Annotated in this window: 35 protein-coding genes, 1 tRNA gene and 1 pseudogene; 7 read left to right on the top strand and 30 right to left on the bottom strand. The window is 66.8% G+C overall.

Translation table 11 applies throughout. From position 1 onward, the window contains the following. Nucleotides 1–37: 37 nt before the first annotated feature. Nucleotides 38–2164: a PAS domain S-box protein gene (locus H1Q64_RS18715; protein WP_237905100.1), complete on the top strand. Its 2127-nt coding sequence runs from the start codon at nt 38–40 to the stop codon at nt 2162–2164. Nucleotides 2165–2183: 19 nt separating this feature from the next. Here the strand turns inward: H1Q64_RS18715 and H1Q64_RS18710 are convergent, their stop codons facing one another. Continuing rightward, a complete protein-coding gene (locus H1Q64_RS18710) occupies nt 2184–2417 on the bottom strand; it encodes a hypothetical protein (RefSeq protein WP_237905099.1) in 234 nt (77 codons plus the stop codon). A 197-nt stretch (nt 2418–2614) separates the two neighbouring features. Between H1Q64_RS18710 and H1Q64_RS18705 the strand changes: the two genes are divergently transcribed. Continuing rightward, a tRNA-Ser gene (locus H1Q64_RS18705) sits at nt 2615–2708 on the top strand. A 76-nt stretch (nt 2709–2784) separates the two neighbouring features. Here H1Q64_RS18705 and H1Q64_RS18700 read toward each other — a convergent pair. The 5 genes and pseudogenes from H1Q64_RS18700 to H1Q64_RS18685 all read right to left on the bottom strand — a co-directional run bounded on the left by H1Q64_RS18700 (nt 2785) and on the right by H1Q64_RS18685 (nt 5681). Then, nucleotides 2785–3885 carry a tyrosine-type recombinase/integrase gene (locus H1Q64_RS18700; RefSeq protein WP_237905098.1) on the bottom strand — a complete coding sequence of 367 codons (1101 nt, stop codon included), beginning with the start codon at nt 3883–3885 and terminating at the stop codon, nt 2785–2787. A 35-nt stretch (nt 3886–3920) separates the two neighbouring features. Next, nucleotides 3921–4079 (bottom strand): annotated as a pseudogene (locus H1Q64_RS34130) (helix-turn-helix transcriptional regulator); the annotation flags it as partial. 82 nt (nt 4080–4161) lie between these two features. Next, nucleotides 4162–4752: a KilA-N domain-containing protein gene (locus H1Q64_RS18695; RefSeq protein ID WP_237905097.1), complete on the bottom strand. Its 591-nt coding sequence runs from the start codon at nt 4750–4752 to the stop codon at nt 4162–4164. Nucleotides 4753–4810: 58 nt separating this feature from the next. After that, on the bottom strand, nt 4811–5419 hold the full coding sequence (locus H1Q64_RS18690; RefSeq protein WP_237905096.1) for a hypothetical protein: 609 nt from the start codon (nt 5417–5419) through the stop codon (nt 4811–4813). After that, the gene (locus H1Q64_RS18685) at nt 5412–5681 is read right to left on the bottom strand and encodes a hypothetical protein (protein ID WP_237905095.1); all 270 of its coding nucleotides are present in this window, start codon (nt 5679–5681) and stop codon (nt 5412–5414) included. Before H1Q64_RS18685 ends, H1Q64_RS18690 begins: the two co-directional genes overlap by 8 nt. A gap of 96 nt (nt 5682–5777) precedes the next feature. Between H1Q64_RS18685 and H1Q64_RS33990 the strand changes: the two genes are divergently transcribed. Further along, nucleotides 5778–6662: an HNH endonuclease gene (locus H1Q64_RS33990; protein ID WP_330874538.1), complete on the top strand. Its 885-nt coding sequence runs from the start codon at nt 5778–5780 to the stop codon at nt 6660–6662. An 11-nt stretch (nt 6663–6673) separates the two neighbouring features. On the opposite strand, the gene H1Q64_RS18675 is transcribed toward H1Q64_RS33990, so the two are convergent. From H1Q64_RS18675 to H1Q64_RS18560, 24 genes are all read right to left on the bottom strand, one after another. After that, entirely contained in the window at nt 6674–6994 is a 321-nt protein-coding gene (locus tag H1Q64_RS18675; RefSeq protein ID WP_237905094.1) for a hypothetical protein, read from the bottom strand. A gap of 2 nt (nt 6995–6996) precedes the next feature. Further along, nucleotides 6997–7557, bottom strand: a complete 561-nt coding sequence (locus H1Q64_RS18670) for a VUT family protein (protein ID WP_237905093.1) — start codon at nt 7555–7557, stop codon at nt 6997–6999. Then, nucleotides 7554–8228, bottom strand: a complete 675-nt coding sequence (locus H1Q64_RS18665; protein WP_237905092.1) for a hypothetical protein — start codon at nt 8226–8228, stop codon at nt 7554–7556. The genes H1Q64_RS18670 and H1Q64_RS18665 overlap by 4 nt, the downstream gene beginning before the upstream one ends. A 1-nt stretch (nt 8229) precedes the next feature. Next, nucleotides 8230–8802: a DUF551 domain-containing protein gene (locus H1Q64_RS18660; protein ID WP_237905091.1), complete on the bottom strand. Its 573-nt coding sequence runs from the start codon at nt 8800–8802 to the stop codon at nt 8230–8232. Nucleotides 8803–8812: 10 nt separating this feature from the next. Beyond that, on the bottom strand, nt 8813–9250 hold the full coding sequence (locus tag H1Q64_RS18655; protein WP_237905090.1) for a hypothetical protein: 438 nt from the start codon (nt 9248–9250) through the stop codon (nt 8813–8815). A gap of 239 nt (nt 9251–9489) precedes the next feature. After that, nucleotides 9490–9969 carry a hypothetical protein gene (locus tag H1Q64_RS18650; RefSeq protein WP_237905089.1) on the bottom strand — a complete coding sequence of 160 codons (480 nt, stop codon included), beginning with the start codon at nt 9967–9969 and terminating at the stop codon, nt 9490–9492. Nucleotides 9970–9980: 11 nt separating this feature from the next. Continuing rightward, on the bottom strand, nt 9981–10352 hold the full coding sequence (locus tag H1Q64_RS18645) for a hypothetical protein (RefSeq protein ID WP_237905088.1): 372 nt from the start codon (nt 10350–10352) through the stop codon (nt 9981–9983). Next, the gene (locus tag H1Q64_RS18640; protein ID WP_237905087.1) at nt 10352–10690 is read right to left on the bottom strand and encodes a hypothetical protein; all 339 of its coding nucleotides are present in this window, start codon (nt 10688–10690) and stop codon (nt 10352–10354) included. The genes H1Q64_RS18645 and H1Q64_RS18640 overlap by 1 nt, the downstream gene beginning before the upstream one ends. Continuing rightward, complete coding sequence (locus H1Q64_RS18635; protein WP_237905086.1) at nt 10690–12402, bottom strand: hypothetical protein; 1713 nt, start codon at nt 12400–12402, stop codon at nt 10690–10692. The genes H1Q64_RS18640 and H1Q64_RS18635 overlap by 1 nt, the downstream gene beginning before the upstream one ends. A 13-nt stretch (nt 12403–12415) precedes the next feature. After that, on the bottom strand, nt 12416–13504 hold the full coding sequence (locus H1Q64_RS18630) for a recombinase RecT (RefSeq protein WP_237905085.1): 1089 nt from the start codon (nt 13502–13504) through the stop codon (nt 12416–12418). Nucleotides 13505–13509: 5 nt separating this feature from the next. After that, the gene (locus H1Q64_RS18625; protein ID WP_237905084.1) at nt 13510–14361 is read right to left on the bottom strand and encodes a PD-(D/E)XK nuclease family protein; all 852 of its coding nucleotides are present in this window, start codon (nt 14359–14361) and stop codon (nt 13510–13512) included. A 1-nt stretch (nt 14362) separates the two neighbouring features. Next, complete coding sequence (locus tag H1Q64_RS18620) at nt 14363–15034, bottom strand: 3'-5' exonuclease (RefSeq protein ID WP_237905083.1); 672 nt, start codon at nt 15032–15034, stop codon at nt 14363–14365. Further along, the gene (locus tag H1Q64_RS18615) at nt 15031–15738 is read right to left on the bottom strand and encodes a zinc-finger-containing protein (RefSeq protein ID WP_237905082.1); all 708 of its coding nucleotides are present in this window, start codon (nt 15736–15738) and stop codon (nt 15031–15033) included. The genes H1Q64_RS18620 and H1Q64_RS18615 overlap by 4 nt, the downstream gene beginning before the upstream one ends. Nucleotides 15739–15741: 3 nt before the next feature. Then, complete coding sequence (locus H1Q64_RS18610; RefSeq protein ID WP_237905081.1) at nt 15742–16035, bottom strand: hypothetical protein; 294 nt, start codon at nt 16033–16035, stop codon at nt 15742–15744. A 1-nt stretch (nt 16036) separates the two neighbouring features. Next, a complete protein-coding gene (locus H1Q64_RS18605) occupies nt 16037–16255 on the bottom strand; it encodes a hypothetical protein (protein WP_237905080.1) in 219 nt (72 codons plus the stop codon). After that, complete coding sequence (locus H1Q64_RS18600) at nt 16252–17343, bottom strand: phage Gp37/Gp68 family protein (RefSeq protein WP_237905079.1); 1092 nt, start codon at nt 17341–17343, stop codon at nt 16252–16254. Before H1Q64_RS18600 ends, H1Q64_RS18605 begins: the two co-directional genes overlap by 4 nt. Then, nucleotides 17336–17725 carry a hypothetical protein gene (locus H1Q64_RS18595; protein WP_237905078.1) on the bottom strand — a complete coding sequence of 130 codons (390 nt, stop codon included), beginning with the start codon at nt 17723–17725 and terminating at the stop codon, nt 17336–17338. The genes H1Q64_RS18600 and H1Q64_RS18595 overlap by 8 nt, the downstream gene beginning before the upstream one ends. Nucleotides 17726–17731: 6 nt before the next feature. Continuing rightward, on the bottom strand, nt 17732–17908 hold the full coding sequence (locus H1Q64_RS18590) for a hypothetical protein (RefSeq protein ID WP_237905077.1): 177 nt from the start codon (nt 17906–17908) through the stop codon (nt 17732–17734). Nucleotides 17909–17913: 5 nt separating this feature from the next. Then, on the bottom strand, nt 17914–18213 hold the full coding sequence (locus H1Q64_RS18585; protein ID WP_237905076.1) for a hypothetical protein: 300 nt from the start codon (nt 18211–18213) through the stop codon (nt 17914–17916). A 5-nt stretch (nt 18214–18218) separates the two neighbouring features. Continuing rightward, the gene (locus H1Q64_RS18580; RefSeq protein ID WP_237905075.1) at nt 18219–18458 is read right to left on the bottom strand and encodes a hypothetical protein; all 240 of its coding nucleotides are present in this window, start codon (nt 18456–18458) and stop codon (nt 18219–18221) included. Between the two features lie 375 nt (nt 18459–18833). Continuing rightward, nucleotides 18834–19025 carry a hypothetical protein gene (locus H1Q64_RS18575; protein ID WP_237905074.1) on the bottom strand — a complete coding sequence of 64 codons (192 nt, stop codon included), beginning with the start codon at nt 19023–19025 and terminating at the stop codon, nt 18834–18836. 201 nt (nt 19026–19226) lie between these two features. After that, complete coding sequence (locus tag H1Q64_RS18570) at nt 19227–19724, bottom strand: helix-turn-helix domain-containing protein (RefSeq protein WP_237905073.1); 498 nt, start codon at nt 19722–19724, stop codon at nt 19227–19229. Between the two features lie 52 nt (nt 19725–19776). Next, a complete protein-coding gene (locus H1Q64_RS18565; RefSeq protein WP_237905072.1) occupies nt 19777–20067 on the bottom strand; it encodes a hypothetical protein in 291 nt (96 codons plus the stop codon). Between the two features lie 206 nt (nt 20068–20273). After that, nucleotides 20274–20612: a helix-turn-helix domain-containing protein gene (locus H1Q64_RS18560; protein ID WP_237905071.1), complete on the bottom strand. Its 339-nt coding sequence runs from the start codon at nt 20610–20612 to the stop codon at nt 20274–20276. A gap of 165 nt (nt 20613–20777) precedes the next feature. Here H1Q64_RS18560 and H1Q64_RS18555 point away from each other — a divergent pair, with 165 nt between their 5' ends. The 4 genes from H1Q64_RS18555 (at nt 20778) to H1Q64_RS18540 (ending at nt 24084) form a co-directional block, all read left to right on the top strand. After that, nucleotides 20778–21047 carry a hypothetical protein gene (locus H1Q64_RS18555; RefSeq protein WP_237905070.1) on the top strand — a complete coding sequence of 90 codons (270 nt, stop codon included), beginning with the start codon at nt 20778–20780 and terminating at the stop codon, nt 21045–21047. A gap of 103 nt (nt 21048–21150) precedes the next feature. Continuing rightward, nucleotides 21151–22170, top strand: coding sequence for a GcrA family cell cycle regulator (locus H1Q64_RS18550; protein WP_237905069.1), 1020 nt, complete (start codon nt 21151–21153; stop codon nt 22168–22170). Between the two features lies 1 nt (nt 22171). Continuing rightward, a complete protein-coding gene (locus H1Q64_RS18545; RefSeq protein WP_237905068.1) occupies nt 22172–22438 on the top strand; it encodes a hypothetical protein in 267 nt (88 codons plus the stop codon). 14 nt (nt 22439–22452) lie between these two features. Further along, nucleotides 22453–24084 (top strand): hypothetical protein, encoded by a 1632-nt coding sequence (locus H1Q64_RS18540; RefSeq protein ID WP_237905067.1) that lies wholly within the window; start codon nt 22453–22455, stop codon nt 24082–24084. Nucleotide 24085 lies beyond the last annotated feature (1 nt).

The following is a 24085-nucleotide window of genomic DNA, read 5'->3' as shown; positions in this document are numbered from 1 at the left end:
CTCCCGTCGGTTTCAAGTGGGGCCGGCGGGAGGCCCAATGATTGCAGATTCGCTGACGGTGGCGCTGTTCGCGCTGTTCGCCGGTCTCCTGGCCGGATTTCTCGCCGGCTTGCTGGCGGCGCGGCGCGTTGGGCGAAGACCCTTGGCGGAGAACATGGCTCCCCCTTCCGTCGTGACGGAAGAGCGGTTGCGGGCCATCCTGGACACCGCCCCCATCGGCGTCCTCATCAACACGCGCGACGGCGACAACCTCTACCACAGCCCCAGCGCCGCGACCTGTTTCAAGGTCAGCGGCGAGCAGCTCCAGCGCGACGGCATGTGGCCGCTCTACCATGACCCGCGGGACCGCCGGGCCGCCATCGATCGGCTCTACGCCGATGGCCTCTTCGATGGGCAGGAGGTGTTGCTGCGCCGCGGCGATGGCGAAACCTGCATGGGCTCGCTGAGTTCGACTGTCATCGACTTCGAAGGGCAACGCTGCCACATCAGCTGGTTCTACGATCTGACGGAACAGAAGAAGGCCGACGCGGTTCGCCGCGATCTGGCCGACCGCCTGGAAATGGCGCTGGACGCCACCGGCGCCGCGGTGTGGGACACCGATATTCCGCGGGGAACCTGCTGGTGGTCCGACAGCTTTCCGCGCATGCTGGGCTACGCCGAGCCGCCGGAGATGCCGGCCCATTTCTGGGACGTGCGTTTGCATCCCGACGACCGGCAGCGCGTGCTGACCACCATCGATGCCCATCTGCGTGGCGAGACCGCGGCCTACGCCTACGATTACCGGCTGCGCCGCGCCGATGGCGACTGGATGTGGATCGCAGCGCAGGGGCGGGCGATCCGCGACGACGCAGGGCAGGCGGTGCGCTATGTCGGCATCATGACCGACATCACCGAGCGCCGCCGCCAGGAGGAGGAGGTCCGCGCCGGCAAGGAGCGGCTGCTCCGGATCCTGGAGGCCAGCCCTATTGCCGTGAACATCACGCGCCGCGACGGCCTGCTGGTGTTCTGCAACACCCAGTCGGAGATCATTCTGGGCCGGTCGCGCGACGACCTGCTGCCGATGCCCGCCGAACGGCTGTACGCCGATCCGGCGGACCGTCAGGCTCTGATCGACCGCTTCGAACGGGAAGGCCCCTTCCGCGACGCCGAGGTGCGCTTCCGCAAGCCCGACGGAACGATCATCTGGGTGTTGTCGAGTTGGGGTGAGATCGAGATGGACGGGGAGCCAGCGCTGCTGACCTGGCTCTACGACATCAATGACCGCAAGGCGGCGGAGGCCGCCATGGTGGCCGCCCGCGACGAGGCGGAGCGCGCTCTTGCCGACCTGCGCGCCGCCCAGGAGAGCCTGATCCAGGCGGAGGCCATGGCCTCGCTGGGCCAGCTGGTCGCCGGGGTCGCGCATGAGATTAACACGCCCATCGGCATCGGCCTCACCGCCGCCAGCCACATCGCCGAACAGGCCCGCGACCTGCGCGTCCGTTTCGATTCGGGCGCGCTGAAGAAAACCAATCTGGCCGAGTATCTGGATGTGGTGACGGAGGCCGCCCGCCTGCTGGTGTCGAACATGAACCGGGCGGCGGCGCTGGTGCAGAGCTTCAAACAGGTGGCGGTGGACCAGACCTCCGGCGAGCGACGAACCTTCGATCTGCGGACCTACATCGACGAGGTGCTGTTCTCCCTGCGGCCCCGCCTGAAGCGCACGCTGGTGACGGTCGAAGTGGACTGCCCAGAGGGGCTGGAAATGGACAGCTTCCCCGGCGCGCTGAGTCAAGTGCTGACCAACCTCGTGATCAATGCGCTGATCCATGCTTATGGCGAGGAGCAGCGGGGGACCATCCGGATCGCCGCCCACCCGGACGGTGGTGATCACGTCGTCATCGACTTTTCCGACGACGGGTCCGGCATTCCAGAAGACCATCTGGCCAAGGTTTTCGAGCCGTTCTTCACGACCAAGCGTGGCGAGGGCGGTTCGGGTCTCGGGTTGCACATCGTGCAAAGCACCGTGACGGGGGTGCTGGGTGGTACGCTGGCGGTGCGCTCGGTGAGCGGGCAGGGGACGGGCTTCACTCTGCGATTGCCCCGCCGCATCACGCAGGAGGACGTCGCGCCAACGGCGCTGCCGTCTCGACCGGGATCGGTGTCGGGGCCAGTGGTGCCGGTCTGATGAACGCCGGGAGATTGCGTCAGGCGTGCAAATCCTGAGGCTGCAGATGCTTGGGCCGGCGGCCGCGCCGCTTGGGCGCCGCGAATGCGGCCGTGGCACCATCCTCGCCGCGAACCTCGGCTTTCAATTCCTGAACGCAACGCAACAGCAACTCCTTCTCCCGAAGGTCTTCGCGGTCGGTGATCTCCAGGCAGCTCAGCTTGATCTCGACCAGATCGATCAGCGTTTCGGCGCAGCGGCGTGACAAGCTCATGGCGTCCCCCTGACCAAGAATTGCTATCGCGTTCTGGTAGTAAACTACCTCTGATTTTCTAAAAAGTACATAAAATTTTATACAGATTTTGTTCTTTCTCGGTTTGATCACGTTTTTGGTGAGTAAGCGTTGACAGGCCCCATCCGGATCGTTAGAACGCACCCACGCCAGCGGCGCCACAGAGCGCCGACCCGGTAGGAGGGGTGGCCGAGAGGCTGAAGGCGGCGGTTTGCTAAACCGTTATAGGGGCTCAAACCCCTATCGTGGGTTCGAATCCCATCCCCTCCGCCACTTCCTTTCACATCAATAAGTTAGCGATAGATCAACGGGCAGGATGAAGGCTACAACCTTCGTGAAACCGTTGCAGCTATGCCAACTTCTGTGACACCCCTCCCCCAATACGCATCACCCGTTGCCGGGTCGCAGGGTCGACATAGTCGAGGTACATCTCGGTCACCTTCACTGATGAATGGCCGAGGATAAGCTGCAAATCGTAGATGCTCCCCCCGTCGCGCAGGTAATTTACCGCGAAGAGGTGCCGTAGGTCGTGCAGTCGAAATGACAGTGGTTCCAAGCCCTTATCAGCTTTCTTGGCCGCTGCGTTGATCCTGTTCCGGATTTGGATATGGCGGGACGCCACGTTTCGGAACGGCTGGCCGTCGTCGTGCCAGAAAACGTACTGGGATTTGATGTGGCGGGGTATGCCACCCAGTATGACACCGGCCTGACGGCTCAAGGGAACCACCCGCGCGCGCCGGCCCTTCGTCCTGGTGAGGGTGATGCTGGACCCGTCAGCGGCGATCTGCGGGCGAGTAAGGCCGACCGCTTCAGCTTCTCGCATGCCGGTGGTGGCGAGAAAGCGAATCAGGGCGGCCCACATTGGCTTCACGTTGGCGCAGTACCGCTCAATCTCGGCCGCGGTCGGCAAGGTGATGGGCTCCCTCCGCTCTTTGATGTGCGACCGATCCCAGGTCCGGGCCGGGTTGTCGTCGCGCCAACCCCAGCCGACGCAGGCATGCAGAACGCTCGACAGAGCCGTCAGATCGCGACGCAGGGTCGCGTTCGTTGCGGCCCGACGCTGCTTCGACCAGTTCACGATCTCGCCGATCGTCTTATGGGCGATTCTCTCGACCGGCAGTTCCTCCAGAGGCACGCGCTTACCGGCCGTCGAATCGGTGACGACGGCCGCCGCGATCTGGCCTATGGAGACGGTATAGCGCTGCGCCGTCGTGTCGTCGACGTTGTCGGGCAGGTACTCCTTCAGCCATTTGCCCACCGCCTCGGGCCAGGAGTGGAGGTGGCCGCGTAGCTCCGCTAAGCGACGGTCGCGACGTGCGACCGCTTCCGCTTGATCCTTTGTTCGTAGACTTTCACGTATTGGTTGGCCGTCGATCTTGACCCGGAGGTACCAAGTTCCGTCGACTTGGTACAGGTTCCGGTCATCGGCAGCCGATGGCTGCTTAGGCATGCTGTAGCATCCTCGCGAAGTTTCACCCAACGCCGCACTTCAGACTCAACGAAGGTCCAAGCACCTCCTTCGACGAGTTGTGCAGCGCTGGGGATTTTGCCCTGTTTGGCGAGCAACTGCACAGAGCGTTTGGATAGACCGGTAATTGCGGCGACGCGATCTGCTCGGATGCGCTCGGCCTCGGGCTGATCCATCTACGTCCCCACCGACAGCAGCAAGCTATTCCGTGGCATCATCGTCTGGGCCACGGCATGGAAGGCGACGCCGGCCTGGGCTTCACGCATCGCCGTCATTCCCGCTTTCGTCGTCTTTTTCCGGATCGTCTTCGCCCTTCTCACCTTCCTCCGGCGGCTTTCTGAACAGGTCGCGCTGCCGCGGCGGAAGACGCATGCCCGGCACGATGGGAAGGTTCATCTCGACCCAAAGCTGCCTCCCGGTCTCCTTGCCCCAGAGATGCATGCCGGTGCGGACGGCGCCGAGGCGCTGATGGAAGGGCTGGCCAGACGGAGAGGAATCGAGGACCTTCCCCTCCATGTGCGCGCGGACCACGCTGTTGCACCACGCGTGGAACTTGTGGCTGAGGTACTTGGCATAGGCCATGCCGATCTGCCAGTGCGCCCAGGTTGCGCCACCACCGACGCCACGGCCACCTCCGCCTTTGCGCGTTTCGATGCCGGATTTTCCGGCAACGAAAGCTGCTTCGATATGTGCGACAAATTCCTTTGTGCTTTCGAGAGCGCGCCAATCGCCAGGCGCTCGTCCGTCCGGCGAGCCTGCTGCCTTCCACATGTCGGTCATGTTCAGCATTTCGTCGCGATTCCGGATCACGACGTCGTTGTAGGGCGGCAAGCCGTTCCCATTCTTCATCGTCCAGTTCCTATGCATTCGAATGTTGAATTGAGGAATTCAGGTGGCGCATGGGCGGTCAGGCATCCGCCACCTCCCGAGCCTCCAGCTTGTCGATGTTCGAGCGATGGACGGCGAAGGTCAGGGCGACCACCCAAGGGTTAACTGACCAAGCGTCGGCGCCGTGGAGGCTGGTCCAGAGCCGGGCGAACACATCGCGCTCATCCTCGATGCTCGACCCCTCCGGCATTCCGATGTTTCCGGCGTCCTCCCGCCACTGGAGCCATTCGTCCGTGATGGCGCCTTCGGCATAGACGTCTTCGCGGGTAATGTCCTGAAGCCGCTCGACTCGCACCTGCTCCACCACCAGCGTGAGCCGGCTGGCCCAGCGGGGCATGTGGATGGAGGGGATGGAGCGCCACACGAAATTACCGGACCCGGCCGGCTTCGTCTCATCGGCCATCATCCGGACGCTGCTGGTGCCCACCCACTTCGAGCCAATCTCTCCGGTTTCGTCCTCTGTGCGCACCCAGGTGCCGTTTTGCCAGGTGTTCTCCCGAACCCACAGCCGGTCGCCCGGCTGCACCTTGGCGAGCGGCGACGTGGCAAGGCGGCGCGTCTGCGTCTTCCGGCCGTCGAGGAGCGCCCGAACCATCGGCGCGCTGAAGATGATCGGGACGTCACGCATCGGCGGGCTCCATGCGCCCGGCGCCGTCCCGGACGCTCGCCACGCCCAACTCGAACGCCTCGATCAGCGCCCGGACCTGCCGGATGGCGTCTTCCAGGTGCATGCGGGGGTGGGGGCGATCCTCCAGCACGGCCAGCAGCTTGCAGAGAGCGAGGCCGCCGCGCTCGGCCAGCCGTTCCAGAGTCTGGCCGTGGTTGATCTGCGCCTGTGCCCTATGGGGCGCGACAAGGGTCCAGGCGATGGCCCAGTGGTCGAGTTGCACTATGAGGGGTCTGGTACATTCCCGCTTGCGGGCCCCAGCGCAACACGGGATGGTAGAGGAGGCGTGTTCGCACAATCCAGGTTCTAGGCTTCGTACATGACCTTTGGAAACTTCGTTCGTGATCACCGTTACAATCGCCGGCGCGATCTCCATGATCCCTACGGCGGTCAACGGCAGGGCGGCATCATTACGCCGTCGAAGCACCCAGTCATATTTGCGATCACCGGGGAAAGCGGCGTCCAGCATGGCTATCTCGATGGTTGGACCGAAGATGGCCAGGTTTTCCGCTACTTCGGCGAAGGCCAGGAAGGCGATATGACCTTCACCTCTGGGAACAAAGCCATCCGCGATCATGTCGCCGAAGGAGAGGATTTGCTCCTCTTCCAGAAGCAGCATCGTTCCGGGATGCTGAGGTTTCTCGGCCAATTCGTCTGTGTGAGCACATCCAGAGAACTGACACCAGATCGCCATGGGAACATGAGGAATGGGATCGTCTTCAACCTGGTTCCGGTGGAAGCGCTCCAGGAGGCAGACGCTGCGGAAACGGAAGGTGACAACAGTGCCAGCGGGCTCGATCTGGCTGCACTTAGGAACGCCGCAATGGGAGCTGCATCCACTGGTGAAGAGGAGCCAGCCGAAGGTGCTCGCCGGCGTGTTTACCAGCGCAGCGAGGTGGTGCGCCGATATGTGCTCGCGCGTGCCGCCGGCATCTGCGAGTGCTGCAAGTCGCCTGCTCCATTCTTGCGAACCAATGGTGAACCATACCTGGAGCCACATCACATCCGACGCGTGAGCGACGGTGGTCCAGACGATCCTCGCTACGTTGCAGGGGTTTGCCCAACCTGCCACCGACGCATCCATCATGGCGCGGATGGCAAGGACATCAACGAGGCTCTGGGTGAGGCAATCCTGCGGTTCGAGTATGCCGTGGCCTCGGTCGAGCCTCCCAATCGAACAACGCGAAAGCGTGTTATGGCCTAGGCTGCTGTTCATCAGAGCGCCTCCCTGGTGGTAGCATCGGCTCGGCTGTTGTCATCGCATTCGCAGTTGCTTACCCGCTCACCGCAGTCCGGGCAGCGCTTGAGGTGTGCGCAGTCAGCGCACTGGTAGTGCCCGTCCGACAGGCACTCACCGATCTCGCCTTTGAGGCGAAGGCGAGGGGCGTAAGCGATGCATGGCGCGTGCGGGTCCCGCATGCCAGGCAGACCGACCGGGATCTTCTCCCACCCCATGGCTTTGACGCGACGGTAGGAGAACCGGCACAGCCAGAACCAGAAGCCGCCGGGCTCGTCAACGATGCGCAGCTTGAGCATGATCAGCGCTCCCCTACGGAGGTGGAGGCGACCGGGGCCAGGTGTCCACGGCGCGCCATGTCGATCAGCGGCAGGCTCAGCAGGACCATTTCGGCCTTGCCGATGATCTGGCCGGTGAGGTGGTCGAGCGATCCGAAGGCCAGCCACAAGAACAGGGTGCTGTCCACCAGGAGGCCCACGGCGCCGGAGGCAGCCACGGCTAGAACCAACCCGCGACGCTGGAGCGGGGTGTAGACGGCGGTGTCCGCCAGCTCACTGAACAGGAAGGCTGCAGCCGACGCCGTGACCAGCGCGGGCGGGGCGATCAGCGCGGCCAGAAGCGTCCCGACCAGGACGGCGCCCAACGACCAGCGGAGGCCAAGGGCGCGCTGCACCACGTCCCGCAGGACGAGCGCGGCGCCGACGAGCAAGACGCCGCTAGGGGTAAGGATGCCGGGGGCGACCGGGATCAGGCACGGCCCCTGCGGGACGCACACGGTTCCCACATTGTCTATCAGCCAGTTGCTTGCGGGGATGGTGGCGGCATAGGCGGCAAGCGCCGCATATCCGAGAGTGCGGGTCATGCGGCACGTCCATTCTGATGAGCGCCGCCGAGCTGGAGCGACGGTTCGCGGTTGAGTTCGTCCAGCCATGTGACGAGGCGCAGCAGGTTGTGGTCGGGAGCGGTGGCGAGAAAGGTGCCGTCAACGCTGGTGCAGTCCCACATCGACCCAGTGCGCAGACGCTTCTTGCTGTTCACGCGACCCATGTGCACAGGCTTGCCCCGCCTGCGGGCCTCGTCTGTCAGTTCCCGAGCATGGTGCGACAGCTTCCAGGCGGTGAGTCCGCCGATGAAAAGGACGTCGAACGCGTCCCACTCTACCGACTGCTTTTCCAGGCCGTCCTGTGCGACGTAGGCCGCTCGGTAGCCCTGAGAGCGAATGAGCGGCAGGACTGGCGCTGACCGCTGCCAAGTGGCAACAGCGTCGCCGACGATGTCTGGCGCTACCGCGAAAAGGCATGTCGCGCGCCACGGCGCCATGCTGCGGAGCCACTCCGTGAACCTCTCGACGGTGAAGCCTTCGGGATCAGAAAAGCAGGCGTTGTCCCCCGCCCAGGCCGTGGACGACAGGTCGGGGCGGTTGCCCATGGCTGGCGTCAGCATCACCCCGAGATCGGGACGAGGTTCCGGCAGAAGGTCTTTCCGCTCACCAAAAATAGCCGGGTGCACGACGCCGGAGAGGTACTGGATCACCTCACGCCTCCCCTGCGGAGGGGGCGGAGGGGAGGGGCATCCAGTGGGTGGCGTACTGGTCTTCGTGCTGCTCACCGATGCCGACCCAGAACGGGCGGCTCCAGCGGTAAGCGCCATGATGCGGGGTTGGGCTGTGCGAGCCACGGCTGAAGGCGACAATGATGGTCCGGCCATCCCTCGGCGCGCTCGCGATGTCCTGCCACCCCTGCCCCTGTGCCGTGGGGGCGGCGGGCGCGATGCTCCACCCGTGGAACCACGCGAATGCGCAGTAGGCCGCCACGTCGCGCGGGTCGCCCTTGTGGACGTGCTCGACCAGCTTTGCCACCAGCTCGTCGAGCCAGTTGTCCCGGCGCCAGCCGTCGCTGTAGCCGTACTTGGCTTCGGCCAGCCGCAGCTTGGCGGCCAGGGCCTCTGCAAAGGCGCAGACCAGCTTGGCGGTGTCGGGATGCAGGCCAGCCGGCAACGGGATGTAACCGACCGGGAGCGGGGCGGCGTCCTGCACGGAGGGCCGGTCGTCCCGGACATGCCCCTGGCGGTCTTCGTCGTCGTCCCAGATGTCGTTGATGTCGCTCATGAGTTTCTCCTCAGACCGCAGGGACGGTGGACAGCGAGGGCAGGCCGGCAGATCCAGCCGCCGCCAGCCGCTCGACGACCTCCGGGCCCGTCCACCGCGGCGCGTTGTCGGGGTGGGTCAGGCCGTGGCTCTCCAAGACGATCCGGATCGCCATGATGGATCCCAGCGGCGGCTGCCCGCTGTAGTCGGTGAAGCTCCAGTCCCACATGTTCTTGACCGCGGTTACGGCGCGCCGGGGAGCTTCCGGATCCGGGGCGCCACCCAGCGACACGCCGGTCGGCAGGTGGGTCAGCACATGCTGCTCGGTGTCCTGATCATGGTGGACACCGAAGAAGCCTCGGGTCTTGCCGCTGGCGGTCATCCACCCCTTCGTGGTGATGATGCGGTACTCGGCATCGGTCCAGGTGCGGTGACCGATGGCGTCCGAGTTCAGGAGCTTGGTGTTCATAGCGAACTCCTTACGCCTTGGGGTCGCCGATCAGGGCGCGCATGCGCGGGCTGGAGGCGAGGATTGCCTGTCGAGATGCCGGATCGGTCACGGGCGGCAGCCAGCAGTTCACGTCGCCGCTGCGGGGTGATCCGGCCGGCTGCGAACGCCCGGTCGATTTGGGTGCGCAGGGCCTGGAAGGCGTCGATGCGCTGGTGGAGCGGGGACGCGGGCGGGTGAGGGCTGTGGGTCATGGCCGGTCACGCCCCCGGCGCAGCGCGGTTGTCCACCGCCGTGCGCTCGTCTTCAGGCGCGGTCATGTGCGCGGCATGCAGGACGCCCGTGGCCTTCAGCCGGTCGTAGGCGTCCAGGTCGTGGACCACCGCCACATAGGGCAGGGTAGCCGGGCGCGGCTGCTGGCCAGCCTTCCGCGCCAGATCATGAGCGTGCTCGTCGGGGTGCGTCTCGAACGTCGGCGGCAGGTCGACCAACTCGGCCGGCGCGTAAGCCTGCGCCGCCGGGTCCCAGCGCTTCAGCTGGTACTGCACGATGGTGGGGAAGGCGACGCGGCCGTCGGCGGTGACCAGCTCCTCGACGGTCAGAGGGGCGGGCGGCGGGGCCATGGTGGCGCAGGCGCGAAGGTGGCGGTTGGCGTGCCGCTGCGGCTGCGTCGGCGGGAATGAGCTTTCGATCAGCCGCCCGGTGGCGGTGATGCCGGTGCGGTGGGTCAGTTCGTCCATCATCGGCACCTTCAGGATGTCAGGTCTTCGGAGGAGCCGGCCGGGCGGACGTCGCCGTCCACCACGTCGAACTCGGCATCCACGCTGGAACTGTCGGGGGCGGGGAGGGCCGGGCGGACCTCCTCCGGCAGGTTCCATCGGTCGCTGGCCCAGGCCCTTGCGCATTCCTCGGTACAGGGCCGGTAGCCGAAGAGGGCTTGGCCCGCGTAGAACTCGGTCAGGATCGGGGTGTCAGACCCCGGACCGAACACGTCGATCCGGAGCATCTTGGTGCCGAAGCGCTCGACCTCGCGGGCCAGCCCGTAACGGGTCCGGTGGCCGAGCAGCTCGACCTTCGCCCATTCGGCGGCCGGGGCGGCGGGGGTGCTGGGGGTGGTGTCCATCACGCGGTCTCCCCTGTGGCGCGGCCGTCGGCGACGGACGCGATGATGAAAAGGCTGATCGCGGCGACGGTGGCGGCCATGAACATGCCGGCGGCGGCCATGCCGATTACCAAGGTGAAGACGATGGACCGGCGCAGATAGCGCTGGGCTCGGGTGGAGGGGGCGGGTCGCTTCTCGGTCGTGAGCATGACGAGCGCGCCGATGAAGTAGAGGCCGGCGAGCCCGTAGGCGGCGAAGAACGCAACGTTCTCCGCCCACACGGGGAGGCCATGAACCGCCATCAGGAAAAGGGCAGCGGCGGTCATGGCTTCGATGGTCTTGATGATCGCGGCACCCATCATGCAGCCTCCTGCTGGGCGGCCTTCACCTCGGCCAGCGGTCGCGCGATGCCACCGTCGATCCAGTAGGACATGCCCATGCCCGCGGCCTGCAGGTCCGGCACGAGGTCGGGCTTGCCGAAGGTCATGCACACCACAGCGGACACATCGGCGGCGCGCAGCATCTGGATCAGACCGCCGCGCCCCAGATGGTCCAGCACGTCGGCGGCGTCGATGATGACCAGGCGGTGCCCCTCCATCTGGGCCAGGGCGACCTGCAGGACGGCGCGAACGCGGAACTGGTCGCTGGAGAGCTGGGGGCCGAGACCGGACAGCAGCGGGTAGGCGCGCCCACCATAGGTGACGGACAAATCCGGCTCGATCCGGACCGGCTGCCAGCCGGCGGCGGAGCACAGCTCGGCCAGCGGGCCGCCGTTGAAGGTGTCCAGCACCTTCAGCAGCTTCGCTTTGCGCAAGCCTTCCGGCGCAAGCAGGGTCTGCACCAGCGCGTTCACGGCCAGCTGCTTGGACAACTCTTCGGCTTCCAGCATCGCCTTCAGGGCGGCGTGCCTCCGCTGCGCCAGAGCCAGCCGGTCGCGCGCGGCCTGGACATCGGCGGCGCTCCCGGTGCCTCCCTTGGCCTTTAGATCGGTCAGCCGCTGGGAGGCGTTGTGGGCCTCCTGATGCGCCCTCTGGGCATCCGCCGCGGTCTGGTTGGCGGCGTCGAGCTGCTTCTTGGCGTGCGAGGCGTTTCCGGAGGCGAGGTTGATGGCCGTCTGGCGCTTCTTCAGCTCGGCGTCGGGCAGCGTGGCGGCCGGGACCAGTTCCATGGTCGGGCCGTGCCCATTCACCTGCAGCGTCGCCTTGCAGCAGGGGCAGGTGAGGGCGTCCGGCTGCTGGGCCGGGGGCAGATCGTCGAGTTCCCGCTTGGCTGTCTTGTAGGCGGCCTCGGCCTGCGACGCGACGACCTCCGCATCCATCGACGCCTTGTGCAGGGACTCGACGTCGGCACAGGCGGCGGTGAGGCGGTCGATTTCGGATTGATCCACCGCGGCGTCGGCGATGGCCTTTTCCAGATCAAGCTGGGCCTCGCCGACCACCGATGACAGGTCGTCCAATTCGGCCTCGGTCAGGTCGGCGGTCCAGTCCTTCGGGAGCCAGCCCTTGGCCTTCTCCGACCCATACTTCTCGCCGGTCACGCCCTCCCACCGGCCCTTGAACCGGGCGCCCTTCTCCTTCACGTCGGCGGCCTTGCCGTCCCAGCCGGTGGCTTCGATGTCGGCCCAGACCTTCTCGACCACGGCAGCCGGAATCCCGGCGTCGGTGAACGCTTGCAACAGGTCGTCCTTGTCCGGCGCGGTGTGGAGTGCCCTGGCAAGGAAGGTGGCGCGATCCTTCGGCGCCATGTCCACCAGATGCTCCAGCCCGGCGGCGTGGGCGTTGACGGCCTGCGGCGTGCCGTCAGTGATGAACTCGCACTTCGGCCAGGAGGCCGTGGCCTTGCCGGACTCGGACTGCACCACCGCATAGGCCGTGGAGCAGCCGGCGCGGACGAGCTTGCCGCCGTCCTTCTTCAGCAGCCCGCCGAGCTGGACGGTACCGGTCAGCGCGGCCGCGAGGCCCTTGGCGATGCTGGACTTGCCCTGGCTGTTGCGGCCGGCGACCAGCGTGATGCCTTTGATCTCCAGGTCGGCCCGCTCGACCACCTGGAAGTCCCTGATGTTGGCTTTCATGACGTCTCCCGGATCAGGTGGCGGCGAACAGGCTGGCGGCGTCCGAGGGCGGGCCGGCCTTGCCCGGCGCCGGCTGGCCCTCCGACACGGTTTCCGCCGTCTGGGCGTCAACCTGCTGCATGGGCATGGCCGTTTCCGGCTTGTGTTCGAGCTGCGGCTGCCCGGTTTCCGCTTCACCGGTCTCTTCCGAAGCGTCCGGCGCGTCCTCGCTGTCCATGACCGTGTCGAGGACGTTGTATTCGGTGCCCTCCAGCACCTGGGAAAGGCCCTGCGTCTCGCCGCGTTCGGCGCGCCCTTCCAGCGCCGCGGCGGCGGCCAGCTCGACGGACATCGGGAGGTACTTGCAGAGGCGACGGATGACGGTCTTGCGCGCCATCTCCTCCCAGTTCGTGATCCAGGGATTCTTGTCGCTGTTGAAGCGCTTGGCGGTCTTGTAGCCCTGCGATTCGTCGCGGATCGCGTTGACCTGTTCGAGGGACATCCATTCGAACTGGTAGCCGCCGCCCTTCAGCTTGGCGACGGCGTAGACGCCGAGCGGAGCGCCGGGCTTGCCGTTGAGGTTCGGCTTGTGGGTGATGCTGTCGGCGGTTCCGTACTCGACGCTGAAATCATCGCCCTTGTAGGCGACGCGAGCGGCAATGGTCTCGATCTCACCGGAGCGGCGGGCAAGCTCCACCAACCCCTTGTAGCCGATGACGACTTGGACCTCGTAGACCTCGATCTTGATCAGTGCGTTACGCTCGTCACGCACCTTCTTGGTGGTTTTGAACGGGATCAGGTAGATGTGCCCCTGCGGCGTGTTCGGCTCCAGGCCGAGCTGCGCGCAGGAGATGACGGCGCCGAACAGCGACTCGATGGTGCATTCCATCAGCTTCGGCGTGGTGCGCAGCGCCCGAAGCGCGATCTTCAACATCCTGTCGGGCGTCATGTGTGCCGGCAGAACGGCCTTGATTGCGTCTTTGTTGGCTTCGAAGAAGGCGGCGACGGTTCCCCCGCCCGCCTGCCGGGCGACGAGACGCCCGGCCTTTCGGATGTCTTCGGGGGAGCGGGGCGCCGCGATCTGCGGCGGCTTGCCCGCGCTCTCGGTGGCAACGGTGGCCATGGGAATCACTCCTCGCTCATATGCTCGCGGCAGAAGGACGTCCCATGGGCGGGGCACCACTTCGCGGAGCAGAGCTTGCTGCTGGGATTGGCGGGGAAAGCCCAGGCGTCGCCGGGCAGAACGCCCACGCTGGGGTTGCCCTGGCGGAACGACTTCAAGTCGTCCTCGATGTGACGAAGCACGGCGATGGCCGCGGTCTCGGCGGCGGCCAGGTCGTGCTTGATGATCATCGCGTCCGGCTGCGGCTTCTTCAGCGGCGCGCGCTGAATGAAGTCCTCGCAGGCCTCGGTCACGTCAATTCCGTTGGAGCGCGCCAGCAGGCTGTAGCTGCCGAGCTGCGGCTTGTGGTTGGAGCGGGCCTTGCCGGTCTTCAGGTCGCGCACCCGGCCCGGCTCGCGGGCGATCACGTCGCTCTGGCCGGACAGGATGATGTCGGCGCTCACCTGCGCCTCCAGCCGCTCCTCGACGATCAGCGGCTGGACGTCGGGCGCGATCTGGGCGCGGTAGACCCGTACCATCCGTTCGGCCTGCTGCTCGGCTTCGTTCAGCGCCGGCGTCTCGCGGTCATAGCCGATGCCCTTCGCCGCGGTGGTGCGCAGGCTGTCGATGGCAGCGTCGGTGGCGGTGGAGACCGGCGGCAGGCCGCCCGTCTTGGCCTTCTCCTGCAGGATCACGGCGGCGCCGGCGTGAACGGCGGTGCCGACCGCGGCGCCGATGCCGTTCGGGAGTTCGCGCAGCTCGTAGCCGGCGGCCAGCACCTCGCGGCGGAACAGCTTGGCGGCGCTGCGGCGGGGGCAATCCGGATAGCCGGACAGAGAGGAGGAGCGGACAATGGTCGGTTCGAAGGGGGCGCTCATCTCACACCACCCCCGTCAGGTCGAGGCCGACGGCGCTGACCTTCGGCGCCGAGGCCTTGGCCGACGCAGCCTTGGCCGGAGCCACGCCCAGCCCCTTCAGGTGCCAGTAGACCCGCGCACAGGCGCGGACATCGACCATGGCATCGTGCGCCCCGTCGAGATCCTCGCCGAAGAAATGCCGGATGCACTCCGCGAGGCTCGGAGGCTTGGGCTTGTTGAAGCCGGCGGCCCGCATGCGGTCGGTGGGGGGCAGGTTCACCAGCCGGGTCGCCGCCGTCATCGTGCAGAACTTCGGCAGGTTCTCGCGGGCGGGCTCCTTCCCGGCGCGCAGGAAAGCAATGCGCATCAGCCGGACGTCGAAGCTGATGTTGTGGGCCTCCAGCTCATCGGTATGGGCCATCAGCGCGTTGAACTCGTCCAGCGCATCGGCGAGGGGGATTCCCTCGTCCATTGCCCGTTCGAAGGTGATGCCGTGCGTCTCGAATGCCTTCTGCGGCATGACGGTGTAGCCGGAGGGGCGGACGATGACGTTCATGCTGCCCGAGACGTCGCCGTCGGCGCGGCTCAGCAGCGCGGCCAGCTGCACGATGTGGGGCTGGTCGGGATGAGTTGATCGCTCGGACCAGAGCGGCAAATCCGTCGTTTCGGTGTCGAAAATCAAGGCGGCGGTCATGGGGCCTCGGAGGGCTGGGCCGCACGCGGGTACAGCGCCTGATTGGCGCAGGCCATCCGCTTGCGGTTGTTGGTGGGGGAGCGCAGGAACAGCGTGTCGCCCTTGATCCGTTCGAGGACCCAGGTCATGCCCAGCCCGGCGCCCTTCAGGCGGATGGGCTGGCCGACCAGGGTGGGCAGCGCGTCAGCCGGGATCGGCTTCAACACCGCCTCCTCCGCCTGCAGCTTCTTCCACCAGTCGCGAACGGTCAGGGGCGTGGCGCGCCGGGCGATGCCGTAGAAGGCGCGCAGCGTTTCGATGTCGGTGATCTTGCCGATGTGGCAGGCGTCCCGGCTCATGCCGAGATGCGCGGCGACGTAGGCATAGGCCCGGTTCCGGGCGGCATCCTGGATACGCTTGAAGGCTGCCACGCGGGCGGCGCCGATTTCCGTGACTTGGTAATGGTGCGGCGCCGTCTGCCACAGCCGGTCGAACACCTGATGCGTCATCCGGCGGGCGCGGCGCAGTTCCGCCGCGACAGGGGCGCCCTGAGGCGTGCCGTCCGGATGCGCGCTCATCAGCCCGCCGCAGCCGGCGGCGCGGCGGTCGCACAGGTAGACGAAGGGGTTCGGCGTCTTGAAGGTGCTGGGGGTCGGCTGGAGCCGCATCGGCGCGCTGCAGTCCGGGCACTTCAGGGTGGGCTTGGTGGGGAGCGTTTCGGCCATGTCTCAGTCCACCGGATCGAGCTTGCTGACGGGCCGACCGGTACCGCGGAGGGCCAGAAGGGCGCACGGCGGCGATTCATGCAGGATTTCGACAGCGGGCCGCTCGCCCATCACCTCGGCGATCAGCGCATCCACCTCCGGCCGGGCCAGGATGTAGACCAGCAGCTGGGCAAGGCGGTTGTGGCCGTCGGGGTGGTCGCAGTTCAGACCGGTGATCAGCAGGGAGGCGCCGTTGCGCCGGATCAGCGCGGCGTCGAACTTCGCGTCGGCGGGTTCTATGGTGTAGGTGGAGGGCATGTCAGCGGCCTTTCCGAAGAATCCACCCAACGCGATTGCCCGGCGCAAAGCGTCCGTGGGCAGCGGCGTAGGCGAGCTTGAGGCGGTCGCGCGCCTCGATCGGTAGCGTCGGCTTGCGGGCGAAGTGGGTGCAGGCCTGCTCCAGCGGGGAGGTCAGCAACTCCGGGTCGGCGTTCCGCTTCGCGGCGGCGAACGGGTTGGAGGAGGTGCGCCCGATCATGACCGCACCTCCGGCAGGGCGTCGTGCAGCACGCCGTCGAGTAGGCGACCGGCGGCCTTCTTGCCGACGCGCGTTGCCCAGGCTGCTACCGTGTGGTGCTTGCGCCGCATGTCGCCGTGATGCAGCGTCCCGTTCGGCTCCCAGGTGACGTAGTTGCGAGCGCGAATCTTCCCGCCCAGGAGGCCCCAGGTGCCGTCCTGATGGTGTGCGACCTTTCGGCCATCACAATTCGGGTGGACCTCATTCTGGCCCGGCAGCCATTCTCCCCACTGCTTCATGAAGAACGGCACGCCCGCTGCGGCGCACTGGTCGCGCAGGGACCGGAACCAGTCAGGGTGGCTGGGGCGGGCCTTCGGGCCGGACTCGCCGCCAGCAATGACCCAGTCGATAAGCGGTCTTGGTGTCTCCATCACGAAGCGACCGCAGATGCTGAACACTTCTGCACTGTCGAAACGGAGGCTCGGGACGCAACCCGGTTGCAGACAGTTCGGGCACAGATCAGCCAGCCACCGTCGCAGGTCCACCGGCCCCGACAGCGGCTCCATGGACAGGAACCGCAAGGCGGCGGGGGTCGCCAGCAGGTGCGGGATGCGCGCCTCGGCCATGGCTTGGTTCTCGACCGTGGTGCCGAGCCACACGTTGGGCAGCGGCCATTGGACGGGCGGCGCCCCCTTGTCGGCCAGCCAGTGCTCCCCGCAGCGCGCCGCCCGGTCGGCATAGTCGCGCATCACCTTGGGGCGCTTGGTCAGCAGCAGCCAGTCGAGGTGTGGTGTGGCCGCAATCAGTGCGAAAAGGTCGTCTCGCCAGTCATCCGGCACCTCGGCGTCGAACACGTCGGCCAGCGACGCGCAGAACACCCGCATCCGGCGGCCTTCCTTGGCGGCATTCCGGTTCCAGGCGAGCGGCTGCTTCCAGGTGCTGGCGGACGTCCGGTGGCGCGGCTGGCCGGCGCCCCAGGTCACCCCCAGGCACGTCACCGCGCGCTCCTTCTCGGCATAGCAGTTGTCGCAGGCTGCGGAGAGCTTGGTGCAACCAATCCAAGGGTTGAACGTCGCGTCGGTCCACTCAATTTTGCTGTTCTCACCCATGGTTCTTCTCCATGGCTCCCGGCCCACGGCCGGAGGTTTCAGCTTCTGCGTCCGGCTCGGCCATCCGACGCCAGTTCGCTTCCTGCGCCCTCGCCCGAACGTGCTGCTCGACCTGGAAGCGCAGCTCTTTCCGCGCCTCGGCGAGCGTGTACGAGCGCCCAAGTTCCGGGTCTTCGAGCGGCGAGGACTTCGGGTAGGCGCGCAGCAGCTTGCAGATGAAGGCCATCCGAAGGGCCGTGTTGCGGAACCGCTCGGCCCGCTCCGCCCAGCGGTCAGCCGCCGCCGTCGGGTCGTTGGTGTAGCTGCGGCGCTGCAGCGCCCGCACCCGTCCGCAGGTGTGGGCCATGTCGTCGGAGGCTTCAGCCTCGTCGATCGGGTCCATGGCCTGTCACCCGACCTGCAGGCCCAGCGCGATCGCCGCGCGGCGTTGGATCAGCGGGTCGGCGCCGTTCTGGGCCATGTGGAGGAGGCTGTCCCGGACGTAGTTGCTGGTCACCGGGCCGCCGTGGCGGAGGGCCGTGGCGCACAGCCAGAAGAAGGTGGCGCGGTTGGAGACCTGGGCCATGGCGGTCAGGCCTCCGGCTTGCCGAAAGCGCCGCAGAAGCCACGCGGGTTCGCCGCAATGCTCGCCTTGATCTCCCAATCCGGCCGGCGGTCTCCGGCGGCACGCGCTGCCAGAGCTGCGTCCGTGGCGTTTTCACGGCGCCACGCCATGCAGCCAGAGGCGATGCAGGAGCAGTTCTCCACGCCATAGTGCTCGCGTCCGTTGCGATTGACGCTGGCGGTCGATCCGGTGTCGCGGTTCGTGACGCCAGCGTTTCGCGCCATCGGGCACCACTTCGTGCGGGCCTCTTCCTCGGTCATCAGCATCGCCGTCACTCCGGTTTGCCGATGCGGACGGTGCCCGCGCGGCTGTCCACGGCCTCGACGAAGCGGAAGGCGTTCCGCCCGCCGGCGTTGATCGTGATCTGGTCGCCGATGTGCAGCGCGTCGGACGCGGCGTCGAAGTAGCCGGGCGTGTCCACCTGGGGGAGGTCGTGCTGCGTCGTATAGTGCCAGAGCGTGAAGCCGTTGGCGTAGACCAGGACGCTGAGGTCTTTCGGGGCGTAAGCCATGGGGGAAAGCTCCTGAATTCGGCTGGCGACAGCAGGCGGTTTCCCCTGCTCTCGGCAACCGGCGGGACGGTGGATGGGACCGCCCCGCTGGGCCTGCGAATCGCACTCACACGAATGGAAAAATCTCTTCGTCTGGTGCTGCGCCTGTTGCGGCCCGGCGCGGGCGCTGTGGCTACATGGACATCTCGGCCTCCCTGCTGGCTGTGGGGGCGAGAGAGCCGGCTTCTATCTCCGCGCCGACGCCGGCCACATGCCCACCTCGGTCCTGCGCGATCCGCAGTTTTCCCGGCGGGCTGACTCGCCGCGGCTCTCTCACGCCCTTAAGCCCCGCGACGGGCTTTCACCGTCCACGGGGCTGTTCGGTTGCCGCCCGGATTAGGCGGCTTCGAGCACGTCGGTTTCCCACCAAGCATCGACGGCGCGACCGTCGCCGGCCTTGTAGTGGAGCAGGGCGGACGTGGTGCCGCTGGAGAGGATGCTGAGGCCGCGCACCGTGCCGGTCTCGCCGCTGGCCTTGATCTTCACGGTGTCGCCGATGCTGAAGGGGAAGGTGACCGGGTTGCTCATGGGTTCCTCGTGCTGAGTGGGGGGTTGAAGAGGGCAGAGGGTTCCCGGGGAGCGCCCGCAGGGACGGAAAGGGCACTCCCCGGTGCGCCGGGTTGAGGGGGCTCAGACCCCGGCGGTCTCGTCGGTCGCCCACCAGCCGGGGAAGGCCCGGCACAGGGCGGCCAGAAGGTCGCGTTCCTGTTTGCTGAAAAAGCCCATCGGTCAGACCGCCGGCTGCTCGGCACCGGACTTGCCGACGGCCTTGACCAGCTCGAACATGCGCTTGCGAACCGTGGCGTCGGGGATGCGGTAGTAGGCGCGCACCAGTTCCAGCGTCTCGCGCTTCGCCATCGGGTCCGGCTCGAAGGCGCCCGAACGCTCCTCGAAACCGGCGGTGTTGCCCTCTTCGTCGTCAACCGGAGCCGCGGCGGCTTCCGCCGGCATGTCGTCGAAAAAGAAGGACACCGGCACGTCCAGGACGCGGCTGAGGTCGAACAGGCGCGACGCGCCGATGCGGTTGGCGCCGCGCTCGTACTTCTGCACCTGCTGGAAGGTCAGGCCGATGGCCTCGCCCAGCTTTTCCTGGCTCATGCCCAGAAGGGTCCGGCGCAACCGGACGCGGGAACCGACGTGAACGTCGATCGGGTTCGGTCCCTTGCGACCGCGCGCGGAGGACGGGGCTTCTTCGGTGGCGATCCGGCGGGACGAGACGGCGTTCATGAGTAAGCTCCTGTTCGGTGCTGGGGTGAAAAGGAAAAGGCGGGAGGGGACGCTACGCGGCGTTGCTGCTGCTGGCCGCCGGGCAGGCGAGGGCCATCGACTGCTTGAAGAGCCAAGCGCGCGCGTCTTGAGCGGTGTTGAAGAACTGGCCGTCCGCATCGATCCGCAGCTTGGTGGCGGTCTCGGGCGTGACGGGGAGGCGCACCGACCGTTGCTTTCCGGCGGCATCCTCGATGAAAGCCAGCATCTTCTTGGCCTCTTCGGGGTGCGGCTGGATCACCAGGGAAGCGGCACCCATGCAACGGGTCAGGCGGCTGGCGGCGCAGTGGTCGGTGGAGGACATGCGGTTTCCCTCATCAGGACCGCCGCCGGGCTACCCCGTTCGGTCGGTTGTGAGGGGATGTTCGTTTGGAATTGCAAAACCGTCAAGCGGAAAAGTTTGGCTTAGCAAAACTTGTTTGTGACTCAACGCGAATGAGCGTGTGCAAACGAAAAAGCCGCGCCCAGTTGCCCAGGCGCGGCTTTCTGTGGGGTCGACGGTCGGCCGGGTTACTTGGCCTTCCGCCGCCCGGTCTGAGGGTTGGCAATCAGCTCGGCGGCCTCAGCGGATGCATCGGATAGAGCGTTCGCCATCTTCACCGTAAGGGCGGTATCTATCCCGTAATAGAGCCAATCGACGGATATCCCTTTCTGAACAAGCGCATATAGCTTGTCTGGGCCTGGGTAGAAGCGCCCGTGGATGTACCCGGAGTAAGTGCCCTTTGTCACCCCAAACAGCTGCTGCATATCCTCGGGCGTTAGGCCGAGTGCGATCCGTGCCGATTCAAGGCGGATGCCGAAGGCTATGCTGGAGAGGGCCTCAGCCTGTTCAAGCGTGGCGGCGGACATAGGCGATTTCCTTGAGGGTGATAGGTCAGTTGCAGTCACCCTATCATTGTTTGGAAAATCAGAACATAGGAAATTTCCGCTTATGCCAAACCGATTCCCATTGACCAGTTTGGTGCAGCAAAACAATATGGACGTCTAAAGGGGTACCATCTCAGGATCAACGCGATGACCTCCACCGACGCCGAATGCGCTCAACCATCACCGCGCCCGGCACGCCGAAAGCACAGCGCAGAGGGCCGCACCTTCTTCCTTGGGCCGAACGATACCGCTGTGCGAGTGGCTGATTTGTATGCGCTTGCGGCTTCCGGGAAGGAAACCGCGGCGAACATCGCCAAGCGCTACGGCATATCCCGCTTTCGCCTCAGCGAAATCTTCGCTGAGGCCGGCTTCCCGCGACTGCGTTCCGGCCGTCGGGCTGCGAACACCGCTACCTGACAGCCTTCATCTACCCGCCCTTCTCCTCCCTGTGGGCGGGCGACCTGGGCGGGGCCGGCGCTATAGCGCTACCCCGCCTCCTTCTTCCCGAAGGACGCGTCCCATGAAGACCTTCACTCCCGCCGAGATCGCGACTATCAAGCACCACGCCGACAAGGGCGTAAAGGTCAAGACCTTGGCCGAATGGTTCGGCGCGACGGTGTGGGAAATCCGCGGCGCCCTCGCCGTGGCACAGACGGCGCCGTCCGGGGCGCCCAAAGCTGGTGGTGACGCCAGCGGCGAAAATGCCGGAACAGCAGCCGCGCCTGGAGAAGCGACGGGGCAGCCTCTTTCCATAGTCGGGAAAGGGCTCGATGAAGTGCCGCCGCTGCGGGAGGTCGGAGAGGCCGTTGGTGCGGTCAAACCGGTGAATCTGCAAGGCCAATCGAGCCGCCCCGCCCCCACCGATTCCCTGGGCAGCCCGCCGCAGGGTGACCATGGCCGCGAGCCGGCCAACCAGCAGAAGGATGCGCCGCATGATCAAAGCACCGCCGACGCGCCCGCTGGACAGCTTCAGCCCGCGGACGCGGACGGACGTGGCGCTGGACCGGCTGTCGCAGCCGTGCCCGCTCGTCCCCCGCGTGTTCGCCGCGAACGGGTTCCTGCGGGACCGGCGCGCAAGCTGAGGACAGGCCTCGCCGCTGACATCGACCCGGATCGCCTGCGCGCCCTGCTGATCGACCAGGGCATGACCTATGAGGAGGCCGCTGAAGCGCTTGGCACCACCCGCAACGTGGTGGCTGGCCGCGCGCAGCGCCTGGGCATCACGAAGGGCACCGGCGTCGGCGGTCACAAGCGCCGCATCACGCACGGGCGCCGCGCGAAGTCGACCCCCGTTGAGCAGCATCCCCAGCCCGCCGCTCTCGACCCGAAGGAGCCGCACGGCTGCCGCTGGATCGACGACGAGGTCGGCCAGCCCGGTAAGAGCTGGTCCTACTGCCAAGCCGAACCGCATCAGCCGGGTTCGTCATGGTGCGCGCATCACCATGCCCGCGTCTACGGGCGGACCAAGTCCGACACTTACCTGGAAGACATTCGCGTTTCCGCGCCCGGCCTTGGGCGTGGCGGAATGAAGGTCGGGTGACGTGATCCGCATCCCCTTCGCCCCAGCCCCAACCGCCATCGTCCAGCAGATCGCCGTGCAGGCGCCGCTGGGCGCTGTCGTGATTCTGCTGGGCCGACCTGTTCGCATCGTTCGCCGCATCGCCTGCATGAAGGGCGAACTGATGATCATCGAGGAGACGACCGCGGTCGGGCGCGCTCTGCCCGGTCAGTACGGCCTCTGGCCGGCTGAGGTCGTCGATGAGGCGTGGGCCATGCAGGCAGCCCGCCTCGGTTCCCCCACCCTCTGAACCGGAGTCCACCCATGGCACGCAAGGCCAAGGACAACCCCACCAACATGGCGGACGAAGACGTCGCCGACACGCTCCGACAAGCGTCGAGCGATCTGGTCGACGCGCAGGAGGCCCTGGAAGCCGCCCGCGCGCCGATCAAGGAAGCCAAGGGCCAGATCAAGGCCACCGGCATCGACTTCGATATCTTCCGGCTCTGCCACGGCATCCGTCACCTGGACGATGATGCCCAGCGGCAGAAGCGCATCAAGAAGCTCCACGTCGCCATGCACGCGCTGCTGGGCGATGTGGTGAAGCTCGACCTGTTCGGCTTCACCACCAGCATCAAGCCGGCGGTGAAGAAGGCCCTGCAGCAGGCCAGCGACAACCTCGCCAAGGTCGAACCGCCGGCCCCGCCGCCCGAGATCGACGACGGCGAAGACACCCATTCGTCCGACGCGCCCGACGCCGAAGCTCCGCCCCAAGTGCCCGACGACGAGCCGGCTTCGGAAGACCCGCCGCCGCTGGTCGCCGCGGAGGACATGCCCGAAGGCGCCGGCTACGCCTTCAACAATGGCAAGACGGCCGGCAAGCAGGGCCACGGTCCCGACGCCAACCCGCACGACGCCGAGACGCCGGAACACGCGCTGTGGGAGCGCGGCCGGGTCGCGGGTGCCGCCTGGACGTCCCGGTTCTTCGTCGGCGAGATCAGGGAGACCGGCGGTCACCCGCTGATGTGCCAGGACGAGGGCGGCATTGTCGTCTTCCGCCACGCAGACGCCGAGCTGGTCGCCCGCTGCGCCGATGCGCTCAACGCCGCGCAGGCCGCCGCGGACGAGATGCTGTCTCCGGCGCAGATCCGTGACGTGGTGCACCCCTGCCTTGCCGATCCGGAGGGCAACTTCGGCGTGGTGTTCGAGGGCAAGTTCGCGCCGGATGCCGAGGAGCAGGCGCCCGCCACCCCGACCAACGAGAAGGTCAAGTTCACCGGCAGCGCGAAGCAGCAGCGCATCGAGGCCTACTTCTTCGGCTACGACGGCGCCACCGCGGGCACGCCGCTGGAGGTGCTGACCAAGGGGCGTCGCGGCGAGCCGAAGGCGAAGATCGAGGCCGGCTACCGCGACCAGCAGACCGGGGCCGAGCCGAAGCACGAGCGCCCGGCGGCGAAGGTTCCGGTGGAGGAGCAGACTGGCAGCGAGGTGACCGGGATCGCCCCGGACATCAAAGGGCAGGGCGAGGCGAGCGGCGCCGAGCCGAACACCGATGAGCAGGGCGCGGTCGATGCGGAGAACGGCGGCGCCGATCCGGCCGATGAACCGGGCGAGGCCGACCAGCAGGGCGACGATCAAGCCGGGCAGGCGGAGGTCATCGCCACCGTCGAGCCGGAAGCCTGGGACCCCGAGCAGGGGCGCGTCGGCGTGCAGGAAGACGAGATCGGCCAGTGGGTCATGTACGACCTGAAGGAGCGTCAGCCGCTGATCGACGCGCCGGGCCAGAACTCCGGCAAGGTCTGGGCCGACAAGATCAACGAGCACTTCAGCGGTCGGCTGGCCGAGGTGCCGCGCGCCGAGCTGGTCAACGCTTGCTCCACGCTGGCGCTGGGCAGACTGCTGTCGCCGCCGCTCTCCCACCCGGCCATCTCCACCAACATGTTCGCGGCGGTCTGAT

Source organism: Azospirillum brasilense, from assembly GCF_022023855.1.
GTDB lineage: Bacteria > Pseudomonadota > Alphaproteobacteria > Azospirillales > Azospirillaceae > Azospirillum > Azospirillum brasilense_F.
Note: the sequence above shows the minus strand (reverse complement) of the source record. Positions and strands in the feature narration are given on the sequence as shown.